The sequence below is a fragment of the Ruminococcus sp. CAG:330 genome (assembly GCF_000437175.1).
In the GTDB taxonomy this organism is placed as follows: domain Bacteria; phylum Bacillota; class Clostridia; order Oscillospirales; family Ruminococcaceae; genus Ruminococcus_C.
The window spans coordinates 1-20,067 of sequence record NZ_FR898015.1; the positions used below are offsets into that span (position 1 = coordinate 1).

The 20,067-nt window shown below is 55.4% G+C and carries 18 protein-coding genes; 12 read left to right on the forward strand and 6 right to left on the reverse strand.

Annotated features, from left to right (window positions below; genetic code table 11):
* Positions 1-1,172, forward strand: a 1,172-nt coding sequence (locus QZL66_RS02725; protein ID WP_293601796.1) for a peptidoglycan D,D-transpeptidase FtsI family protein, incomplete at its 5' end; no start/stop codon positions are given.
* A 216-nt stretch (positions 1,173-1,388) separates the two neighbouring features.
* Positions 1,389-2,852: a glycogen synthase GlgA gene (glgA, locus tag QZL66_RS02730; protein ID WP_226943087.1), complete on the forward strand. Its 1,464-nt coding sequence runs from the start codon at positions 1,389-1,391 to the stop codon at positions 2,850-2,852.
* A 192-nt stretch (positions 2,853-3,044) separates the two neighbouring features.
* Here glgA and QZL66_RS02735 read toward each other — a convergent pair whose 3' ends face one another.
* Positions 3,045-4,010 (reverse strand): TIGR03943 family putative permease subunit, encoded by a 966-nt coding sequence (locus tag QZL66_RS02735; RefSeq protein ID WP_022410235.1) that lies wholly within the window; start codon positions 4,008-4,010, stop codon positions 3,045-3,047.
* A gap of 19 nt (positions 4,011-4,029) precedes the next feature.
* Positions 4,030-5,163, reverse strand: a complete 1,134-nt coding sequence (locus tag QZL66_RS02740) for a CobW family GTP-binding protein (protein WP_022410236.1) — start codon at positions 5,161-5,163, stop codon at positions 4,030-4,032.
* A 296-nt stretch (positions 5,164-5,459) separates the two neighbouring features.
* Between QZL66_RS02740 and QZL66_RS02745 the strand changes: the two genes are divergently transcribed.
* Positions 5,460-6,326, forward strand: coding sequence for a prephenate dehydrogenase (locus tag QZL66_RS02745; RefSeq protein WP_022410237.1), 867 nt, complete (start codon positions 5,460-5,462; stop codon positions 6,324-6,326).
* 4 nt (positions 6,327-6,330) lie between these two features.
* On the forward strand, positions 6,331-7,338 hold the full coding sequence (gene prmA / locus QZL66_RS02750; RefSeq protein ID WP_022410238.1) for a 50S ribosomal protein L11 methyltransferase: 1,008 nt from the start codon (positions 6,331-6,333) through the stop codon (positions 7,336-7,338).
* 100 nt (positions 7,339-7,438) lie between these two features.
* Here the strand turns inward: prmA and mscL are convergent, their stop codons facing one another.
* Both mscL and QZL66_RS02760 read right to left on the reverse strand, forming a co-directional pair.
* Positions 7,439-7,936: a large-conductance mechanosensitive channel protein MscL gene (mscL, locus tag QZL66_RS02755; protein WP_022410239.1), complete on the reverse strand. Its 498-nt coding sequence runs from the start codon at positions 7,934-7,936 to the stop codon at positions 7,439-7,441.
* Between the two features lie 60 nt (positions 7,937-7,996).
* Positions 7,997-9,172 (reverse strand): D-Ala-D-Ala carboxypeptidase VanY, encoded by a 1,176-nt coding sequence (locus QZL66_RS02760; RefSeq protein ID WP_022410240.1) that lies wholly within the window; start codon positions 9,170-9,172, stop codon positions 7,997-7,999.
* Positions 9,173-9,502: 330 nt separating this feature from the next.
* Between QZL66_RS02760 and QZL66_RS02765 the strand changes: the two genes are divergently transcribed.
* From QZL66_RS02765 to QZL66_RS02795, 7 genes are all read left to right on the forward strand, one after another.
* Positions 9,503-10,474, forward strand: coding sequence for a PhoH family protein (locus QZL66_RS02765; RefSeq protein ID WP_022410241.1), 972 nt, complete (start codon positions 9,503-9,505; stop codon positions 10,472-10,474).
* A 124-nt stretch (positions 10,475-10,598) separates the two neighbouring features.
* Entirely contained in the window at positions 10,599-11,111 is a 513-nt protein-coding gene (ybeY, locus tag QZL66_RS02770) for an rRNA maturation RNase YbeY (RefSeq protein ID WP_022410242.1), read from the forward strand.
* Entirely contained in the window at positions 11,108-12,007 is a 900-nt protein-coding gene (gene era / locus QZL66_RS02775; RefSeq protein ID WP_022410243.1) for a GTPase Era, read from the forward strand. The genes ybeY and era overlap by 4 nt, the downstream gene beginning before the upstream one ends.
* 78 nt (positions 12,008-12,085) lie before the next feature.
* The gene (locus tag QZL66_RS02780; RefSeq protein WP_293601797.1) at positions 12,086-12,271 is read left to right on the forward strand and encodes a hypothetical protein; all 186 of its coding nucleotides are present in this window, start codon (positions 12,086-12,088) and stop codon (positions 12,269-12,271) included.
* Complete coding sequence (recO, locus tag QZL66_RS02785) at positions 12,207-12,998, forward strand: DNA repair protein RecO (protein WP_022410244.1); 792 nt, start codon at positions 12,207-12,209, stop codon at positions 12,996-12,998. Before QZL66_RS02780 ends, recO begins: the two co-directional genes overlap by 65 nt.
* Positions 12,985-15,372 carry an endonuclease MutS2 gene (locus QZL66_RS02790; RefSeq protein ID WP_022410245.1) on the forward strand — a complete coding sequence of 796 codons (2,388 nt, stop codon included), beginning with the start codon at positions 12,985-12,987 and terminating at the stop codon, positions 15,370-15,372. Before recO ends, QZL66_RS02790 begins: the two co-directional genes overlap by 14 nt.
* Before the next feature lie 82 nt (positions 15,373-15,454).
* Entirely contained in the window at positions 15,455-16,609 is a 1,155-nt protein-coding gene (locus QZL66_RS02795; RefSeq protein WP_022410246.1) for an amidohydrolase, read from the forward strand.
* 92 nt (positions 16,610-16,701) lie between these two features.
* On the opposite strand, the gene QZL66_RS02800 is transcribed toward QZL66_RS02795, so the two are convergent.
* Positions 16,702-16,932 carry a hypothetical protein gene (locus QZL66_RS02800; RefSeq protein ID WP_022410247.1) on the reverse strand — a complete coding sequence of 77 codons (231 nt, stop codon included), beginning with the start codon at positions 16,930-16,932 and terminating at the stop codon, positions 16,702-16,704.
* A 130-nt stretch (positions 16,933-17,062) separates the two neighbouring features.
* Positions 17,063-19,321, reverse strand: a complete 2,259-nt coding sequence (locus QZL66_RS02805; RefSeq protein WP_022410248.1) for a glycogen/starch/alpha-glucan phosphorylase — start codon at positions 19,319-19,321, stop codon at positions 17,063-17,065.
* Between the two features lie 144 nt (positions 19,322-19,465).
* Here QZL66_RS02805 and QZL66_RS02810 point away from each other — a divergent pair.
* Positions 19,466-20,067, forward strand: a 602-nt coding sequence (locus tag QZL66_RS02810) for an AraC family ligand binding domain-containing protein (protein ID WP_293601798.1), incomplete at its 3' end; no start/stop codon positions are given.

The following is a 20,067-nucleotide window of genomic DNA, read 5'->3' on the forward strand; positions in this document are numbered from 1 at the left end:
CCTCCCAGGGTGTTGGCGTTGCCGGACTGGAGGCGGACTATGACAGCATCCTGCGCAGCGTGGACTCCCGTTGGAGCGTCACCTTTTCCGTGGACGGCAGCGGCAGCGCACTTGCCGGCGAGGGAAAGCTGATTCGCTACGGCGAAAATCCCACTGCCGGTATTTTCACCACGCTGGACGCCCATGTCCAGCGCATCTGCGAGGCAGCCGGCAGCCGTCTGGAAAAGGGATGCATCGTGGTCATGGAGGTCAGCTCCGGCGACATTCTGGGACTCGCCAGTTTCCCCGGCTACACCGCCGACACACTGGAAGAGGCGATCCAAGATCCCGACAGCCCCATGATCAACCGTGCCCTCTATGCCTATCCCGTGGGTTCCATTTTCAAGCTGGTCACGGCTGCCTGCGCCAAGGACAGCGAACTTGCGGACACGTTCCAATGGGACTGTACCGGCACCATCTCCGTGGAGGGACAGCTCTTCCGCTGCCACGACGATCAGGGACACGGCAGACAAACCATGCCTCTCGCCATGCGCAATTCCTGCAATCCCTTTTTCATTCAGCTGAGCCAGCGGCTTTCTGGTGCAGCACTGCGGCAGACGGCAAAGGCGCTGGGCTTCGGACAGGAGATTCCGCTCACCACCGGACAAGTTGCCTCCAGCGGCACACTTCCCACCCTCCAGCAGCTCCGGCTTCCGGCAGAGCGTGCCAACTTCGGCTTCGGGCAGGGCATTCTCACTGCCACACCGCTCCAGATCACACGCATGACCTGCGCCATTGCCGGCGACGGAACGCTTCCGGAGGTTCGTCTGGTGCGGGGCATCACAGAGGACGGCAGAAATGTGCTCCGTGAATCGTCCGCCCGTCATTCGCAGGGCATCTCCGCAGAAACCGCTGCATATCTGCGCTCGCTGATGTGCTACGCCGCCGCCGACTCCGACTTTGCCGGGAAGCCACGCCATGTCCCTATGGGTGCCAAGACCTCCACTGCCCAGACCGGACGCTTCAGCGAGGACGGCGAGGAGATTTGCCACGGCTGGGTGACTGCCTTTTTCCCCGTTTCCAACCCCAAGTATGCAGTGACCGTTCTGGCAGAGGATGGCGGCTACGGCAATGTCTCCGCTGCGCCGGTGCTCCGCCAGATCGCCGGTGCGCTGATGCAGGCGGAATCCTAGGGCAGGCATCTGCTGTGTCAAACCGTTGTTTTCAAAGGGCAATGTACAACCTTTACAAATTTCAACAACGATTTGTGGAATGATTTTTTCGTTTTTTGTGAAATCTCTTGACGTGCGCCAAAAAAAAGAGTATAATAAAGAGGAGAAAATCCCATGGCGGATTTTTCCTGAATTTATGCGGAAGGAGTATGTGCCGCACGGCACGATATGAAAACGATGAAAAATATTCTATTTGCTGCATCCGAATGCGTCCCCTTTGTCAAGACCGGAGGTCTTGCAGACGTTGTGGGCGCACTTCCGAAAAGTCTGGATCACAACAACTATGATGTCCGTGTGATTCTCCCCAACTACACCTGCATTCCGTGGGAATACCGCAGTCAGTTCCGCTATGTCAGCCATTTCTACATGGATTATGGCCAGCATGTGGAAAATGTCCACGTTGGTATCATGGAATATGTCTATGAGGGTGTGCACTTCTACTTTATCGACAATGAATATTATTTCAAGTGCGACCAGCCTTACAGCGATTCCACCCGTTGGGACATCGAGCGCTTTATCTTCTTCTGCAAGGCAGTTCTCGCAGCAATGCCGGTTATCGGCTTCCACCCCGACATCATCCACTGCCACGACTGGCAGACGGGCATGATCCCCGTTTTCCTCAAGAGCACCTTTGCCACCCACAGCTTCTACTGGGGCACCAAGAGCATCATGACCATCCACAACCTGAAATTCCAGGGCGTATGGGACATCCGCCACTTTGTCTACAACACCAATCTGCCGGACTACATGTTCACACCGGATAAGCTGGAATTCAAGCAAGATGCCAACATGCTCAAGGGCGGTCTGGTTTACGCTGACTACATCACTACCGTCAGCGAAACCTATGCCGAAGAGATCAAAACTCCGTATTACGGCGAACAGCTGGACGGTCTTCTCTGCGCACGTGCCAAGTCTCTCCGCGGTATTCTCAACGGCATCGACTACGATGTCTATAATCCGCAGACCGACAAGAAGATCAGCGTGCACTACTCCGACAAGGACGCAGTCGCAAAGAAAAAGCAGGCGAAGCTGGCGCTCCAGAAAGAGCTAGGTCTGCCGGCAGACGAGAACAAGTTCATGATCGCCATCATCTCCCGCCTGACCGACCAGAAAGGTCTGGATCTGGTGGACTGGATCGCCGACCGCATCACCGACGACTTCACCCAGTTTGTCATCATCGGCACCGGCGAAAGCCGCTATGAGAACATGTTCCGCTACTATCAGGAGAAGTATCCGGATCGTGTTTCCGCCAACATCTTCTACTCCGATCCCCTGGCGCACAAGCTCTACGCTGCCGCAGATGCCATGCTGGTTCCCTCTCGGTTTGAGCCGTGCGGCCTGACACAGCTGATCTCCCTGCGCTACGGCACTGTGCCCATCGTGCGGGAAACCGGCGGTCTGAAGGATACCGTCGTTCCGTACAACGAGTACGAAAAGACCGGCACAGGCTTCACCTTTGCCCACTACAACGCAGACGATCTGCTCTACACCATCAACTATGCCAAGAAGATCTACTTCGACCACCGTGAGGACTGGAACGACATCGTAAAGCGTGGCATGCAGCAGGATTTCTCCTGGGGCAGCTCCGCACTCCAGTATCAGGGCATGTACGACTGGATCATGCGTGGCATGCAGAACTAAGTAAATCTATCCCAGAACCTGTCTTCACAAGAAATATAGGTGGATTTTCGAGCATAATGCAGTATGCAGCAAAATTTGCCGAAAAGACACGCATATAGACAGGTTCTTATTCTACAAAAAGCAACAGCACCGCAGCGGAATGCACTGCGGTGCTGTTTTGTATTTGTAGATTAGAGTGTGTCTTTTCTTACATCAATAGAAAGTTGCAACTTCCTGCTCCGGTGCGCTGGTCATCACGAGCTCCTGCACCTGCAGTACCGGTCCTTTGCCACGATAGAGCTTGTGCTTCTGCACGTGAATCTTTCCGGTGACCTGTACCCACTGGCGGGGCTGGAGCACGCTTGCCTTCTCCCACTCTGCCACAACACAGCTATACGTGATATCCTCCACGCAGCAGGTCATGACATGGCGGCCAACGGCGAACGTATCGGCGGGGAACTTGGGATCTTTCGCCACAATCCCACGGAACGAGATCACCTTGCCGTCATACTTCTTCGGATCCTCCATGATGTCCCGATACCACAGCGCATAGTCTGTGTCTGCCAGCCGAATAACCGGCGCATTGACATCAAACGGCAGCGGATCTTCGATTTCGTCGTACTCCACCTTGCCATCGGTGTACTCATAGGCGATATCCGTCCGGCGGCTGACACCACGGACGATCTTGTGGAATTCCATCTTGTCCATAGACTTCTCAAAGCGGTTGAATACCACCAGTTCGCAGGTGTTCAGTTTATCCACCACCAGACTGCGCATATTAGCGTTGTACTGGAAGAAGGTTCCGGCATCCGCAAAGAACATCTCCTGATATACCGCCCAGTCATCCGGCAGATTCTGGAACAGGTGGTTCATGGGCCACATACCGTTGTATTCCAGAACGACACGAGTCGCCCCGCAGGACTTGAGGATTTTTTGCAGATTCTCCGGATTGAAGTCCTCCTGATCCTCAATGGTGTGCAGAAACACGTCCTTGCACGGAAAGGCGGAAACGTCGTATTCCTCCTCGCCCTCCTCACAGAGCAGCAGCAGTGTGGGTTCGCCGGAGTTGAAACGCTTATCCTCCATGGTTTCCTGAATGAACTTGGTCTTTCCCGCCTCTAAAAATCCGGTAAACAGATATACCGGAATATCGTTGGGTTCATTTTGTGCAGCTGGCATTTTCCTGCCTCCTTATCTTTTATTCTGCGTGAAACAGTGCGCTCAGTGCATCCTCGTGAATGCCCGAGCCGATGACGCAAAGACGGCCGGTTGTGCCGGCGCTGCCGTGGCGAACATCCGGTGTGCCCGGAACATAGTCGAAGTGGATCCAGCTGCCGTCCTTTGCCGGAACAATGCCCTTGGCACGGAGAATCATGCCGTAGGTGTCTGCATTCGAGAGAGCTTCCAGCGCTGCGGTGATCTCCTCCACAGTATAGGTCTGTGCGGATTCCACGCCCCAGCTGGTGAACACATCGTCCGCATGGTGGTGGTGATGCTCGTGGTCGTGATCGTGGCAGCCGCAGGTGCAGTTCTCACCGTGGTCATGGTCGTGGTCATGATGGTGCTCGTGTTCCTCGTGATCATGGTCGTGATCGTGGTCATGACAGCCGCAGGTGCAGCCCTCGCCGTGTTCATGGTCATGGTCGTGATGATGATGCTCATGCTCCTCATGCTCGTGGTCGTGGTGGTGATGCTCCTGCTGTTCCGCCAGAAGCTGCTGCAGCTCATCGTCCAGTGTGTTCTTCTGCGTCATTGCCTCCAGCAGCTGTGCGCCGGTCAGCTGATCCCACTCGGTCGTCACGATAGGCGCAGCGGGATTGCAGGCACGCAGACGGTGTACGCAATCGTCCAGCTTCTCCTGCGACAGACCGGCGGTGTGGCTCAGGATCAGGCAGCTTGCATAGGTGATCTGGTTGTCAAAGAACTCGCCGAAGTTCTTCTGATACATCTTGCACTTCTTGGCATCTACCACAGTCGTGAAGCCATCCAGCTCCACCCCCTGTGCGTGGAGATTCTGCACGGCACGGATGACGTCGCTCAGCTTGCCCACGCCGGACGGCTCGATCAGAATGCGGTCGGGGTGATACTGCTCCAGCACCTGCTGCAGTGCCTTGCCGAAATCGCCCACAAGGCTGCAGCAAATACAGCCGGAGTTCATTTCGGTGATCTCCACGCCGGCATCCTGCAAAAATCCGCCGTCAATGCCGATCTGACCAAACTCGTTCTCGATCAGCACCAGCTTCTCTCCGGTATATGCCTCAGCAATCAGCTTCTTGATGAGCGTGGTCTTGCCAGCGCCCAGAAATCCTGAAAAAATTGTAATTTTTGTCATACAATCTGCACTTCTTTCTCTCAAATTCCCGACCATTCGGGTATTGGTTTTCCAACATTCACCGTTCCCGAGGGAACCGTCTTTTTTAGTATACCACAAACCGGCGCACCTTGCAAGGTGTTTTCCAGTCAATTTGTTGCACAAATTATGAATAAGAAAAATTTCCAATGGATTCCCTGGAACAGCTGTTCGTCTTTTTGCGGACACGCTTGACGCACCGGCGTTTTCGTGTTACAATAAAAGAGAACTTAACTTTCGGTCTGCCCCGTGCAGGCTCACAATAGGGAGGAAACATTATGCAGATTCTTGTAGTCGGCATGGGACTCATCGGCGGTTCCATCTGCAAATCCATCAAAGCCGTCACGGAGCATACCGTATACGGCTGCGATGTCCGGCAGGACGTTCTGGAACAGGCACTGGAGGACGGCAGTATTGACGGCACCGGCACCATGGAGGACGGCGCTTATGATATGATCATCGTCTGCCTGCACCAGCGCATCGCCATTTCGCTCATCCAAAAGGCGCTTCCCCGCATCAAAGCCGGCACGATTCTGGTGGATGCCTGCGGTCTGAAAGGCAAAATGGTACGTGATCTCACCTACCGCTGCCAGAAAGCCGGCGTGTTCTACGTGGGAACGCACCCCATGGCGGGTCGAGAAAAAAGCGGCTATGCTGCCAGCATTCCCAACCTGTTCCAGGGGGCAAACCTGATCGTCACACCGGTGGAAGGCACGCAGGAACACGCCCTGCAAACGGTCATCGGGCTGGCAAAGGAGATCGGTTTCGGGCAGATTATTCAGGCAACCCCTATGTGGCACGACAACATGATCGCCTACACCTCCCAGCTGGCACACGTGGTGTCCAGTTCCTATGTCAAGGACTTCTGCATGGACGATGCGCTCTCGTTCTCCGGCGGCAGCTTTCAGGACATGACACGTGTGGCAACCATGGACGAAACCATGTGGGCAGCGCTGTTTCTGGACAATCGGGACAACCTGCTGTACCACCTCGACCTGCTCATCGAGAACCTCACCGACTATCGGGATGCTCTGAAGCAGCGGGACGAAGAGCGTCTGCAATACCTCATCGCCGAGGGACGGCAGATTCAGGAGGAGAATGTGCGGAAGCGGCAGCAGCTGAAAGAAGAAAAAGGAGAAGCATAACACAATGGATTGGACACAGGTAGATATCTATACAACAACCGCAGCCATCGATTTGCTCAGCGTCAGATTGCAGGATCTGGGAATCCGCGGATGCGTGGTGCAGGACGCACAGGACTTTCAGGAATTTCTGGAACAGAAGGACGGCAAGTGGGACTATCTGGAGGATGGTCTGATGGAGCTTGCCAACTGCGAAACCTGCATCACCGTCTATCTGCCGGTTGACTCGCAGGGCGCAGAAACCATGGCAGCACTTCGTGCCATGCTGGCACGCATGAAAGAGGAGGACACCGAGCACCTCTACGGCAGACTGGAAATTTCCTGCTCCGGCATTCGGGAGGAGGACTGGGCAAACAACTGGAAGCAGTACTTCAAGCCCTTCCCTGTTGGTAAAAAGCTGTTCATCAAGCCCAGCTGGGAGCCGGTCACTGAGACAGCAGAGGGCAGAACCGTTCTGGAAATCGATCCGGCAAGCAGCTTCGGCACCGGACAGCATCACACCACCCGTCTCTGTCTGGAACTGATGGAATCCGAGGTACAGCCAAGCACCCGTCTGCTGGATCTGGGCTGCGGCAGCGGCATTCTCTTCATCGGCGGTCTGCTGCTGGGAGCAAAGTCCGCCTATGCCATCGACATCGAGGAAAACGCCACACGCATTGCACAGGAAAATGCGGCGGAAAACCGCCTCGACCCTGGCACCTACACCATTTCCTGCGGCAATGTCATCACAGACGATGCACTGGTGGAAAAAATCGGCGAGGGATACGATCTCATCACTGCCAACATCGTCGCCGATGTCATCAAGGCAATGGCGCCCCTGTTCCCTCGGTTTCTCAAGGACAACGGCATTCTGATCCTCTCCGGCATTATCACCGAACGGGCAGACGAGGTGCTGGAAACCGTCACCGCCCACGACTTCACCGTACTGGAAAAGCGGGAGGCAGCCGGCTGGTGTGCAGTCAAGCTTCAGCACGTTGCAGGCGCCGGCACACGCTGCGCCGACGGCAGAATGTAACCTTTCAAATGATAGCATACCAAAAAGGAAAGCACACCGCTATGCACGTCAGCGGTGTGCTTTCTGATATAGAATAGTAAGAGGTTGTCGAAATGTAAAATTATTCTTTTTTCTCGCCTGCGCCGTTCTTCCCGCCAGCCTGCTGTGCAGCAAGCAGATCACGAATCTCGGTGAGCAGCTGCTCTTCCTTGCTGGGCTTCGGCGGTTCTGCCGGCTTCTTCTCCTTCTTGCGCCGGAAAATATTCATGAACTTGACGATCAGGAATACACACAGCGCCGTCAGCAGGAATGTGATTATGGCGTTCAGAAAATTGCCAACGGCAATAAACGGCTCATTGCCCCACGGAATGTGTACGCCCAGCTGGCTGAAATCAATGCCCGCCAGTACGGTTCCGATGAGCGGCATCAGCATATCGTCTACCAGCGAATTGACAATCGCCGTAAATGCAGAGCCGACGATCAAACCGACCGCCATGTCCAAAACATTGCCCTTGGAAATGAACTCCTTGAATTCATTAAGGATGTTCTTTGCACCCTTTCCCGTCTTTTTCAGTAGCTCTTCTGTTGACTTCTGTTCCTCCGGAGTTTTCTGTTCCATTGGTTTTACTTCCACTTCTTATTTTTTATTTCAACTGTTTTGTATTGCGCAAAGCAGCTGTTATTCTGCTTCATCCGCAGAGGACTCATCCTCTGCCGGCGCAGCCGTTTCTTCCGGCGCTGCGGACAAATCGCCGTCTGCGGCACTGTCTGCACTGCTCTCATCATCAAACTTCTGGATCTCGCCGGTGTCCACCGTCACGATAAATCCATCGCTGTTGTTGCCGGAAATGGTGTAGTCCTTATCCGGCGGAACCAGCACGTAAGAGGTATTGGCAGTCGTGTCTGCCGGCACATAGTACACTTCGTAAATCCCGCCGTCCCAGTTGACGATCTTAAGATGATTTTCCGTGGTGTAGTTGCGCAGCAATGTGAGGTACTCCTCCAGACAGAGGTTGTTTTCTTTCATATAGGTGGCATGTGGCTCGCCCACATAGCGGTAGTGCCATGCCTCCGCCTGAATCTTAGTTTCCTCTGTCTTTGCCTCAGTATAGCGGAGAATATAGCCGTAGTGGTCACAATTCTCATCGATCCACGCATAGTCGCCGGTGCCGTCGTAATCCGACAGGTTGCCGTCCGAATACAGGGACAGATCAACGGAATAGCCCGACTCGTGCTCGCTGTGTCCGGGGAGCGCCACCAGTGTGGAGCTGTCCTCGCCGGTGGAGGAGAGGTCGCTGTCATAGAGCGCCTGCTGTTCCTCCGTGGTGCGGTAGCCGCTGATGATGATGATATCCTGATGACCGGTCGCCTTGTAGAAGTCGTCCAGCATTCCGCTCAGCGCCTCCAGCGCCGGCTTGCGCAGGCTGACATCTGTACCGCTGACGTGGTAGTTTTCTTCCTGATTGGCTTCCTTGTATTCATAGATGCTAGTGATCTCGGTTTCGTTGGACGGCACATAAGCGTTGTCATTGTTGACCAGAATCAGATCGCCCTCGTGCACAGCCTCCTTTTCCACTGCCACATTTTCATAGACTGTGGCATCGGTGGATGCCTGCGAGCTGCTGTCGTCCGCTTCATCGGAATCACCGCCGGCAACGACACCGCTTCCCTGTGCGATGGGCACCATGGAATCACAGATGCGGTATACCTCATATCCGGCAAATGCCACCAGAAGCAGGGATACCACAATTTCCGCCGTAACCTTTGCGCCGTGTCCGCGGGGATGGCGGGGCTTCGGTGTGCGGTTGGGTTTCTGAGCAGCTGCCTGCTGCTTCTTTTTCTCTTTCTGACCCATGCATTTCCCTCCTATGGATAGAACCCCTGCAGCTGCGGCAGAGGGCGTTTTTTGATTTCTTTTATTATAGCACATTTTTCGAAAATTGCAAATACTTTTTATGCAAATTTTTTTCTACGTCAAAATTTCCTGCGGATACGCTGATTGCCTTTTTAGAAAGTGCAGTTTGCAAGACAAAAGCAGGCAAATATTGACTTGTATTTTGATGCACCTATAAATTTTTTGTTAAATCACTCGAATTCCATTTCACATTTTGAAAGAAATATGGTATAATAGAGAGAAGAACCGGCGGAAGGTTCGGGAGTGAGAAAGAAAGGAATGCGTCCATCTATGGCAGAAAAAGTAATCTCCGTTCAGGACAACGAGCAATTTCAGACGATCTGCGGCAGTTTTGACGAAAATCTCAAGCTGCTGGAACAGCGCTATCATGTTTCCATTGTCTGCCGCGGCGAAGGAATCCGGATTCAGGGAGCATCCTCGGAGGTCGATCTGGCGGCTGGCGTACTGGAGGCACTGCTGCGGTTTGCGGCAACCGGACAGGCGATCAGCCGGCAGTCCATTCACTACGCTGCAGAAATGGTGGAGGCCGGCGCATCAGAACAGCTCTCCGCCATGGCGGACGACGACACCGTCTGCCTGAGCGCCACCGGTAAGGTCGTCCGCACCCGCACCGTAGGACAGCGCAGCTACGTCAGCGCCATCGCCAGGAATACCGTGGTATTCGGCATTGGTCCTGCCGGTACCGGAAAGACCTACCTCGCCGTTGCCATGGCGGTGCGTGCATTCCGCCGCCACGAAGTGACACGGATCATCCTCACCCGTCCGGCAGTGGAGGCCGGCGAAAAGCTGGGCTTTCTCCCCGGCGATTTACAGGACAAGGTCGACCCTTACTTACGTCCGCTCTACGATGCCCTGTTTGAGATGCTGGGTGCCGAGGCATTCCAGCGCCATCTGGAACGTGGCTCCATCGAAGTCGCACCGCTGGCGTACATGCGCGGCAGAACGCTGGACAATGCCTTCATCATTCTGGACGAAGCGCAGAACACCACCAGCGAACAAATGAAGATGTTCCTCACCCGTCTGGGCGAGGGCAGCCATATGGTCATCACCGGCGACGCCACACAGATTGACCTGCCGGAAAAGCAAAAAAGCGGTCTGCTGACGGCGTCCCGCATTCTCAAAGACGTGGAGGACATCGCCGTCTGCGAGTTCACCAATCGGGATGTGGTGCGCCACAAGCTGGTGCAGGACATCATCCGTGCCTATGAAAAGGCAGAACACAAACCGCATACAGAAAAATAAAAAGAAAGCGTGTTTCCCTCACAGAGGCGCACACGCTCTAAATACCCGTGCGCAATATAGCGCATGGGGGCATATGCGCCTGCGGAGGCAGACACGAAGATACATGAAAGGAGTTCCGATTATCATGCCGAAAGTCAAAGTCATGGTGAAAAACAATCAAGCAAAGGTACGGGTTCCCGTTGGAATCCGTCTTCTGATACGGCGCTGCTGTCAGGCAGTCCTCGTATCCGAACACTTCAAGCAGGACGCTGAGGTCAGCGTTTCTTTCGTCAGTGATGAGGAAATCCGCAGACTCAACCGCATTTACCGCAAAAAAGACCGTGTCACTGATGTGCTCTCTTTCCCGCTGGGGCAGAACGGCCACTATGACACCAACAAGGAAACCGGCTGCGCCCTGCTGGGCGATGTGGTCATCTCTCTGGAAACTGCCATGAAGCAGGCACGGATGTACGGCCACTCTCTGGAACGGGAGATCGGCTTTCTGACCGTCCACTCCATGCTCCACCTGCTGGGCTATGACCACGAGACCAGCCCGCTGGAGGAACGCCAGATGCGGGAGAAGGAGGAGGAGGTTCTGGGTGCGCTGGGCATCTCCAGAGAAGCCACCTTCACCCAGACGGAGGACCTTGATTCATGACCACAAAATCCGTTTTTGTCACCCTCGCCGGACACACCAATGCGGGAAAATCTTCCCTGCTGAACGCCATCATCGGGGAGAAGATTGCCTCGGTCAGCCCCAAGCCGCAGACCACACGCACCCGCATCACGGGCATCAAGACCATCGGAGAAACGCAGATGGTCTTTATGGACACCCCCGGTCTGCACAAGCCCACCACCAAGCTCAGCGACCACATGCTGAAAGCCGTGCGGGATGCAGTGGCGGATATTGATGCGGTGCTGTTTGTGCAGGACTGCACCAAACCACTCTCCCAGCAGGAAGAGGAGCTGCTCGGCTCGCTGGAGCGTGCCAAAACGCCGGTGATTCTGGTGCTGAACAAGATCGACCTCTGCAGCGACAAGACCAAGCTGATGCAGGCAATCGCCTCCCTCAACGCCGCACACACGTTTGCCGCTACCGTTCCGGTCAGCGTCACGGAAAACGACGGCGTGGACTTGGTGGAACAGGAGGTCATGGCGCTGGCACAGCCTGCCCCCCACTACTTCCCCGACGAGAAATTCACCGACCAGCCAGAGCGTGTCCTCGCTGCTGAGATGATTCGGGAGAAGATCCTGAACCTGCTGCGGGACGAAGTGCCCCACGGCATCGCCGTTTCCATCGAGCGTATGAAGGAACGGGATGACAAAGACCTGCTGGACATTGACGCCACCATCTACTGCGAGCGGGAGTCCCACAAGGGAATCCTCATCGGCAGGCATGGCACCATGCTCCGCAAGATCGCCACACTGGCACGAAAAGATCTGGAGCGCTTTTTCTACATTCAGGTCAATTTGCAGTGCTGGGTCAAGGTCAAGGAGGACTGGCGCAACAAAGAGGGACTGATCCATAACTTCGGTCTGGACAATCCGGAATAACCGCAATGGACACGGCAGGTATAAATCCGCACCGTCCGGCACATGCTAAGGGTAACTTCAGAAAAGGAGGTTGCCATCATGGATGCATGGGATATTTTTTGTCTGACCGGACACGTGGACGACTACCTGCACTATCGGAAGACACTGGGCGTGGCAGTACAGCCCACAGCTTCGGACAGCAGCAAGGAGAAACCGCCGCATGGAGATCTATCAGGGTCTGGTTCTGGCACAGCGGACAGCCGGAGATCGGGGCAAATTCATTGACATTCTCACCGAAAAAAATACCATGGCAGAGGTCTATGTCCGCACCAGCCGCAAGGCAAGCGCCTCCGCCGCAGTGACCCAGCCGTTTTCCTACGCCCGTTTTAGCCTGCAGCAGCGAAAGGGACAGTACACGCTGGACAGCGCCGAACCAATTCGCCTGTTCTATCGGCTGCGGGAATCACTCTCCCGTCTGAGCCTTGCCACCTATTTTTGCGAGCTCGTCCGCCTCTCCGTGCGGGAGCAGCAGCATCCCAGAGAATCCTGCGAGATTCTGCGGCTGATGCTGAACACACTCCACTATCTGGAAAACGGCGAACGGGAGGAATGTATGCTCAAACCGCTGTTCGAGCTGCGCTTTATGACAGAGCTTGGCATGATGCCGGATCTGCTGATGTGCCGCAGCTGCGGCGTTTTCTTACCAAAACGGCTCTATTTCTCCGTGGAACAGGGCTGTTTTTTCTGTACTAACTGCGGTGCGCCCCAGCGGGACAACTCCTGCATTCTGATTCCGGCGGCAGTGCTTCAGGCCATGCGGCACATCGTCTTTGCGGATTTTTCCCGTCTGTTCTGCTTCCGACTGGGCAAAGATAATCTGCGCCGGCTGGGACACTGCACGGAACGCTTTGTCCAGTACCACTGCAGCCTGCGGCTGGATGCCCTGCAATTCTACCATCAGATCTCCGCCGCACCACCTTTTCTGGAGGAATCTCAACATGAATCAACATGAACAAACCCTGGAATTTCATAAAATTCTGGATATGCTCGCCGATCTGGCGGCAAACGACATCACCAAAGAAAAGATCCGTGCCATTTCTCCCACCTCCGATCTGGCAGAAGCACGGGCAGAACTGGAAAAAACCAGCGATGCGCTTCGGCTCGCCATCCAGTTCGGCACACCGCCGTTCCACGCCTTTCAGGACATGCGCATGGGACTGCGCAGAGCCAAATCCGGCGCACGCCTCTCACTTCGGGATCTGCTGGAAATCGCCACGATCCTGCGGCAGATTCAGGCGCTGAGCGACTGGTACGACCACTGCACCTCGGTGGAAACCTCGCTGGATGACCTGTTTGCCCAGCTTGCCCCCGTGCCGTTCCTGCTGGAAAAGCTGGATCGCTCCATTCTCTCGGAGGAGGAGATCGCAGATGCCGCCAGTCCGGCACTGGCGGACATCCGCCGCAAGATCGGACGCTCCCGCCAGAAGCTGCGGGACACCCTCGACCAGATGATGCGCCGGCAGGACGTTCAGGAGTGCTTACAGGACAGCCGTGTCACCCTGCGTGACGGGCGGTTTGTTCTGCCGGTGCGTGCCGAGCATCGGGGCAAGATCGCCGGTCTGGTACATGACACCTCCGCCACCGGGCAGACCCTCTTCATTGAGCCGATCGCTGTGGTCGAAGCAAACAACGACATCCGTCTGCTGGAGATTCAGGAGGCGGAGGAGATCGAGCGCATCATTCAGGAGCTTTGCACGGACTGCGGCACCTGGGCAGACACCATCATTCGCAATCACGAAACCTGCGCCGAGCTGAACCTCTATTTCGCAAAGGCACGTCTGGCGGAGCAGATGCACGCCTTTGCGCCGAATCTGACCGATGACGGCATACTCATCCTGAAAAAGGCACGTCACCCCCTGATTCCCTACCAGAAAGCCGTCCCCATCAGCTTCACGCTGGGCGGCGAGTGCAGCGCTCTCATCATCACCGGCCCGAACACCGGCGGTAAAACCGTTGCCCTGAAAACTGCCGGTCTGCTCACCCTCATGGCAATGAGCGGCATGCTGATTCCGGCAGCAGAGGGCAGCCAGATCTCCGTCTTTGACCGTGTGCTGGCGGACATCGGCGACACCCAGAGCATCGAGCAGAACCTCTCCACATTCTCCGCCCACATGCGAAGCGTCATCAACATTCTGGAACAGGCGGATGACAGGACACTGGTGCTGCTGGACGAACTGGGTTCCGGCACCGATCCGGTGGAGGGTGCCGCCCTTGCGGAGGCTATCATCGACCGGCTGAAACAGAGCGGCGCAAAACTCATGGTAACCACCCACTATCAGGAACTGAAAATTTACGCCACCGAACAGCAGGACGTGGAAAATGCCTCCTGCGAATTCGACATCCAGAAGCTCCGCCCCACCTACCGTCTGATCGTCGGCTCTGTGGGAAAATCCAACGCCTTTGCCATCAGCGCCGGTCTGGGCATGCCGCAGGACATCATCCGGCAGGCGGAAAAGCTGGTCAGCGAGGAAAACACCCGCTTTGAACAGGCGGTCTCCCGTCTAGACGAGGCCCGCAAGGCGCTGGAGGACGATCGGGAAACCATGCGTGCAGCGCTGGAAGAGGCAAAGGAAAATGCCGCCAAACTGCGTACCGAGCTGGAACAGACCCGCAGAGAACGGGATCGCCAGCTGGAACAGGCCCGGCTGGAAGCCATGCATATCATCGAAACCACCAAAGCACAGTCCAACGAGATGCTCACCGAGCTGGAACAGCTGCGAAAGCAAAAGGAAAAGGCGTCTTTCGGGGACGATGTCATTCGGGCAAAGGGCGACGTGAAGCGTGGCTTCCGCAAGCTGTATGACACGGCGAACCCCCTGACCGATACCGCAGAGGACGAGGACTATGTACTGCCGCGGGAACTGAAATCCGGCGACACCGTCATGCTGGCAGACACCAAGCAGAAAGGCGTGGTGCTGGGCAAGCCCGACAAGAACGGAAACGTGTTCCTGCAAATGGGTGCGATGCGCTCCAAGGTGCCGGTTGGACGGCTGCGGCTGGTTTCCGGCGCAGAGGAAAAGAAGAAGAGCCAGCAGAAACAGCGCAGCACCGCCGGACGTGTTTCCGCACAGACCGCACGCCGCGGAACTATGGAACTGGACATCCGTGGCTGCACCTGTGACGAGGGCGTGTACCAGATGGACGCATTTCTGGACCGTGCCGTGGTGTCCCACGTGGGAACTGTCACCATTATTCACGGCAAGGGCACCGGACTTTTGCGCAAGGCAATTCACCAGCGTCTGAAACAGCTGAAATACGTGAAGTCGTTCCGGCTGGGCACATTCGGCGAGGGCGAGGACGGCGTGACCATCGTCAGTCTGGAATAAGGACCTGTCTTCACAAAGCGTATACAGGCTCTGACAAAACCAATCAAAATCTGTTTCCATCAAGAAAAAGAGAGGAATCCCCATGAAAATCTGGAATGCAACCATACATACGATGACAGACCGCGGTGTCATTGAAAACGGCTATGTCTGCATCGAGGACGGAAAAATTACCGCTGTGGAATCCGGCAGGCCGGCAGAGCTTGCGCCGGAGGACATTGACGCAGCCGGCTCGCTGCTGCTGCCAGGCTTTATCGATGCGCACACCCATCTGGGCATCATCGAAAACGGCATCGCCTTTGAGGGCGACGACTGCAACGAGGCAACTGATCCCTTTACCCCGCATCTGCGTGTGATCGACGGCGTGAATCCGCTGGACCGCTGCTTTCAGGAGGCACGGGAGGCAGGCGTGACCACGGTCATGACCTCCCCCGGCAGCGCCAACACCTGCGGCGGTGCCATGGCGATCCTGAAAACCGCCGGACGTATGGTAGACCGGATGTGCATCGGCACGGGCATGAAGTTTGCACTGGGCGAAAATCCCAAAAGCGTCTACAACGATCGGGACGAAACGCCCATCACCCGTATGGCGACTGCTGCCATCATCCGTGAAGGACTGGCAAAGGCGCAGCGCTACCAGCAGGAGCTGGACTTCGCCGAAAGCGATCCCGACGAGCACATGCCGGACTATGACGCAAAATCCGAGGCACTGCTGCCGCTGTTGGAGCGGGACGTGAAAGCACACTTCCACTGCCACCGTGCGGACGACATCTGCACAGCGATTCGCATCGCCAAGGAGTTCAATCTGGATTATGTCATTGTCCACGGAACCGAGGGATACGAAATTGCAGACATTCTGGCAGAGGAGGAAGCGCCGGTGATCGTTGGCCCGACGCTCTGCGACCGCTGCAAGCCGGAGATGCAGAACCTCAATCTGCAAAATCCCAAGATCTTACAGGAAAACGGCGTGCAGATCGCCTTGTGCACTGACCATCCGGTCATCCCTATCCAGTACCTTCCCACCACTGCTGCGCTCGCCGTCAAGGGCGGTATGTCCCGTGAGAATGCGCTTCGTGCCATCACTGCCGGCGCTGCTGAGATTCTCGGCGTTGCCGATCGGGTGGGCAGCATTGCTGCCGGTATGGATGCCGACCTCCAGCTGTACCACGGTGACCCGCTGGATCTTCTCTGTGACCCGTGGCTGGTACTCATCGACGGAAACGCAGTCGTGAAGCGATAACCTGCACGGCTTTCCGCCAAAAACAAAACCGCCCTGCTTTGCCTTAGCAGGACGGTTTTTTGCGCTTGATTTGCGCTGAAGACAGGTTCTGATTATTTCAGATGCGGAAAGCGTTTCTGCGCTTCCTGCAGCAGCTTTTCCAGAACAATGCGGTCGCCCTCTCTCAGGCAGTGCGCCAGCAAGATGGCATCCGGCAGCTTCACCCAGCGCTCTGCGCCGGCATCGTCCCGAAGAAGCACCTCATCCATGGGAATCTCTCCCGGCTGGATGCCTTCACAGCCGTGGTCTTCCTCATAGATCTGTACAATCGTTTCCTCCTGCATTGGTTTTCCTCCTCTCTTGCAGTTCTGCCGGTTCCATGGTATAATGGTCATGGGAACGCAGAAACACCGGAATCCTCTGCATTCCGGTGCTTCACTTTATGAATAAGTTTGAAAATCGTCTTTTGGAAAATTAGCAGTCAAGCTTCCAGATGTCCTTGTTGTACTCGGCAATGGTGCGGTCGGAGGAGAAATAGCCTGCCATGGCGATATTCACCAGCATCTTTTCTGCCCATGCCTGACGATCCTCATAGTCCGCATATGCCTGTTCTCTTGCCTTGACATAAGCATCGAAGTCCGGGAAAGTCATGAACCAGTCCTTGCCGATGAGTTCCTTGGAAAGACGCTCCAGACGAACTGCATCGCCGACTGCCAGCATCTGCTCGCCGGTAATAAAATCCACTGCCTCGTGGATGGACGGATTCTCCTCGTAGTAGTCCTTTGCACAGTAGCTTGCATCTGCATAACGCTTGACTACCACTTCGCTGGAATCGCCGAAGATATAGATGTTGTCGTCGCCAACCAGCTGATGAATCTCCACATTGGCGCCGTCCTCTGTGCCCAGTGTTACCGCACCGTTGAGCATGAACTTCATGTTGCCGGTACCGCTCGCCTCCTTGGAAGCCAGCGAGATCTGCTCGGAAATGTCGCACGCCGGAATCAGCATTTCAGCCTTGGTGACATTGTAGTTCTCCACCATGACCACATTCAGATACGGATTGACCTCCGGATCGTTGCGGATGATCTCCTGCAGGCACAGGATCAGGTGAATGATGTCCTGCGCAATGATATATGCCGGTGCTGCCTTTGCACCGAAAATTACGGTGATGGGGCGAGCCGGCTTCTTGCCTGCCTTGATCTCCAGATACTTCTGAATGACATACAGGGCATTCAGCTGCTGCCGCTTATACTCGTGCAGGCGCTTGATCTGGATGTCAAAGATGGAATTTTCCGGAATGGTGATGCCCTGTGTCTTGGCGAGGTACTGCCGCAGCTGTGCCTTTTTGCCGTCCTTGATTTGCAGCAGCTGTTCCAAAACAGCGGCATCCTTGCGGTACGCCAGCAGCTTTTCCAGCTGAGTGGCATCCTTCTTGTAGCCGTCGCCGATGAGTCCGGTAATCCACTGGGACAGCTCCGGATTGCAGTGGAGCAGCCAGCGGCGGAAGGTAATGCCGTTGGTCTTGTTGTTGAACTTCTCTGGATAGATCTCATAGAATGGGTGGAGTTCGACTTCTTTCAGAATCTCCGTGTGCAGCGATGCAACGCCGTTGACGCTGAAGCAATAGTGAATGTCCAGACGTGCCATGTGCACAGTGTCGTTCTTGTCGATGATGCTGAGCTTCTCCTCGCCGTACTTCCGGCGAACCTTGTCGTCCAGCACTTCGATGATGGGAACCAGCTGCGGAACTACCTGCTTGAGATAGGTCAGCGGCCACTTCTCCAGCGCCTCTGCCAAAATGGTGTGATTGGTGTAAGCGCAGGTCTTGGAAACTGCCTCAATGGCATCGTCCATTTCCACACCGCGTGCAACCATAAGGCGAATCAGTTCCGGAATCACCATTGTGGGGTGTGTGTCGTTGATCTGGATCACTGCATAGTCCGGCAGATCGGTTAGCTTGCAGCCCTTGGCAGTGCACTCGTCCAGAATCAGCTGTGCCCCGGCGGATACCATCAGGTACTGCTGATAGATTCGCAACAGCCGGCCAGCCTCGTCGCTGTCGTCCGGATAGAGGAACAGCGTCAGATTCTTGGCGATGTCCGTCTTGTCGAAAGAGATGCCGTCGGTCACAATGGATTCGTCCACAGTTTCCACGTCAAACAGGTGGAGCTGATTGGTGGTGCTGTCGTAGCCGGTGACATTGATGTTATACATTCTTGCGGTAACCGAGCCACTGCGGAACGGTACCTCATAGGTCACGTCTGTCTTTTCCAGCCAGCTCTGCCGGGTCAGCCACGGGTCCGGAATGGTGGTTTGCTCGTTGTTTTTGAACACCTGCCGGAACAGTCCGAAGTGGTAGTTCAGACCGATGCCGTCGCCGTTGAGTCCCAGTGTTGCAATGGAATCCAGAAAGCATGCAGCCAGTCTGCCCAGACCGCCGTTGCCCAGCGAGGGCTCGTTCTCCACTTCCTCAATCTCGCAGATGTCCTTGCCGCACGCTGCCAGCTGTTCCCGCACGTCCTGATAGACACCCAGATTGATGAGATTGTTGGAGAGCAGCTTTCCGATGAGGAACTCTGCGGAAATATAGTAGAGCTTTTTCTTGGACTGCGGATGCTTCTTTGCCTCCGCCATCTTCTGAACCTTTGTCAGAAGTGCGGCATAGATTTCAGCATTGGAGCATGCTGCCAGATCCTTGTGATAAGCAGCCTGCATGATTTCAGAGAGATTCATATTCCTGTACTTCCTTTCCATTGCGGTTTCGATTTGAATGTACGTTTTACGATACTCCTAGTATACCACGGAAACCACATCAGGGCTTGCCGGATTCTCCCCCGTTTTTGTACAATCCTATCCTTTTTGATTGGAGGTATCCCCATGCAGATGGACACTGCGCAATATCAGAAATACCACGAGGAAAAGTGCCACACGCCGGCAGATTTCCCCTATAACACCTACCTCTGCACCATTCCGCTGGATTTTCAGGCAGTCAGCACCCATTGGCACGATGAGATCGAACTGATTGCAGTCAAGAAAGGCGAGGGATGGGTGGATGTGAACCTAAAGCGCCACGCCGTCACTGCCGGCGATATCGTACTGGTGCTGTCCGGACAGCTCCACGCCATTGCACAAAAGGGCTGCGCCGTCATGGAATACGAAACCATCCTGTTCCGTCCGGAGCTTCTGGCAGCGGAAAATGACGCCTGCTATGCCCGTTTTCTCCAGCCGTTCTTTGCGGGAACGCAGGAGATTGCACCGGTGCTGACACCGGAGTGCCGGAACTATCCCGCCATCTCCGCTCTGCTGGAACGCATCGATACTCTCTGTGATGCCAGACCGTACGGCTATCCGCTGGCGGTAAAGGGCTGCCTGTTCCAGATGTTCTACGAGATCATCTCCGCCGAGCGCACGGAAACGGAGCACTCTCTCGACCAAAAATCCCTCGCCAAGATCAAGGAGATTCTGTCCTACATTGCGGA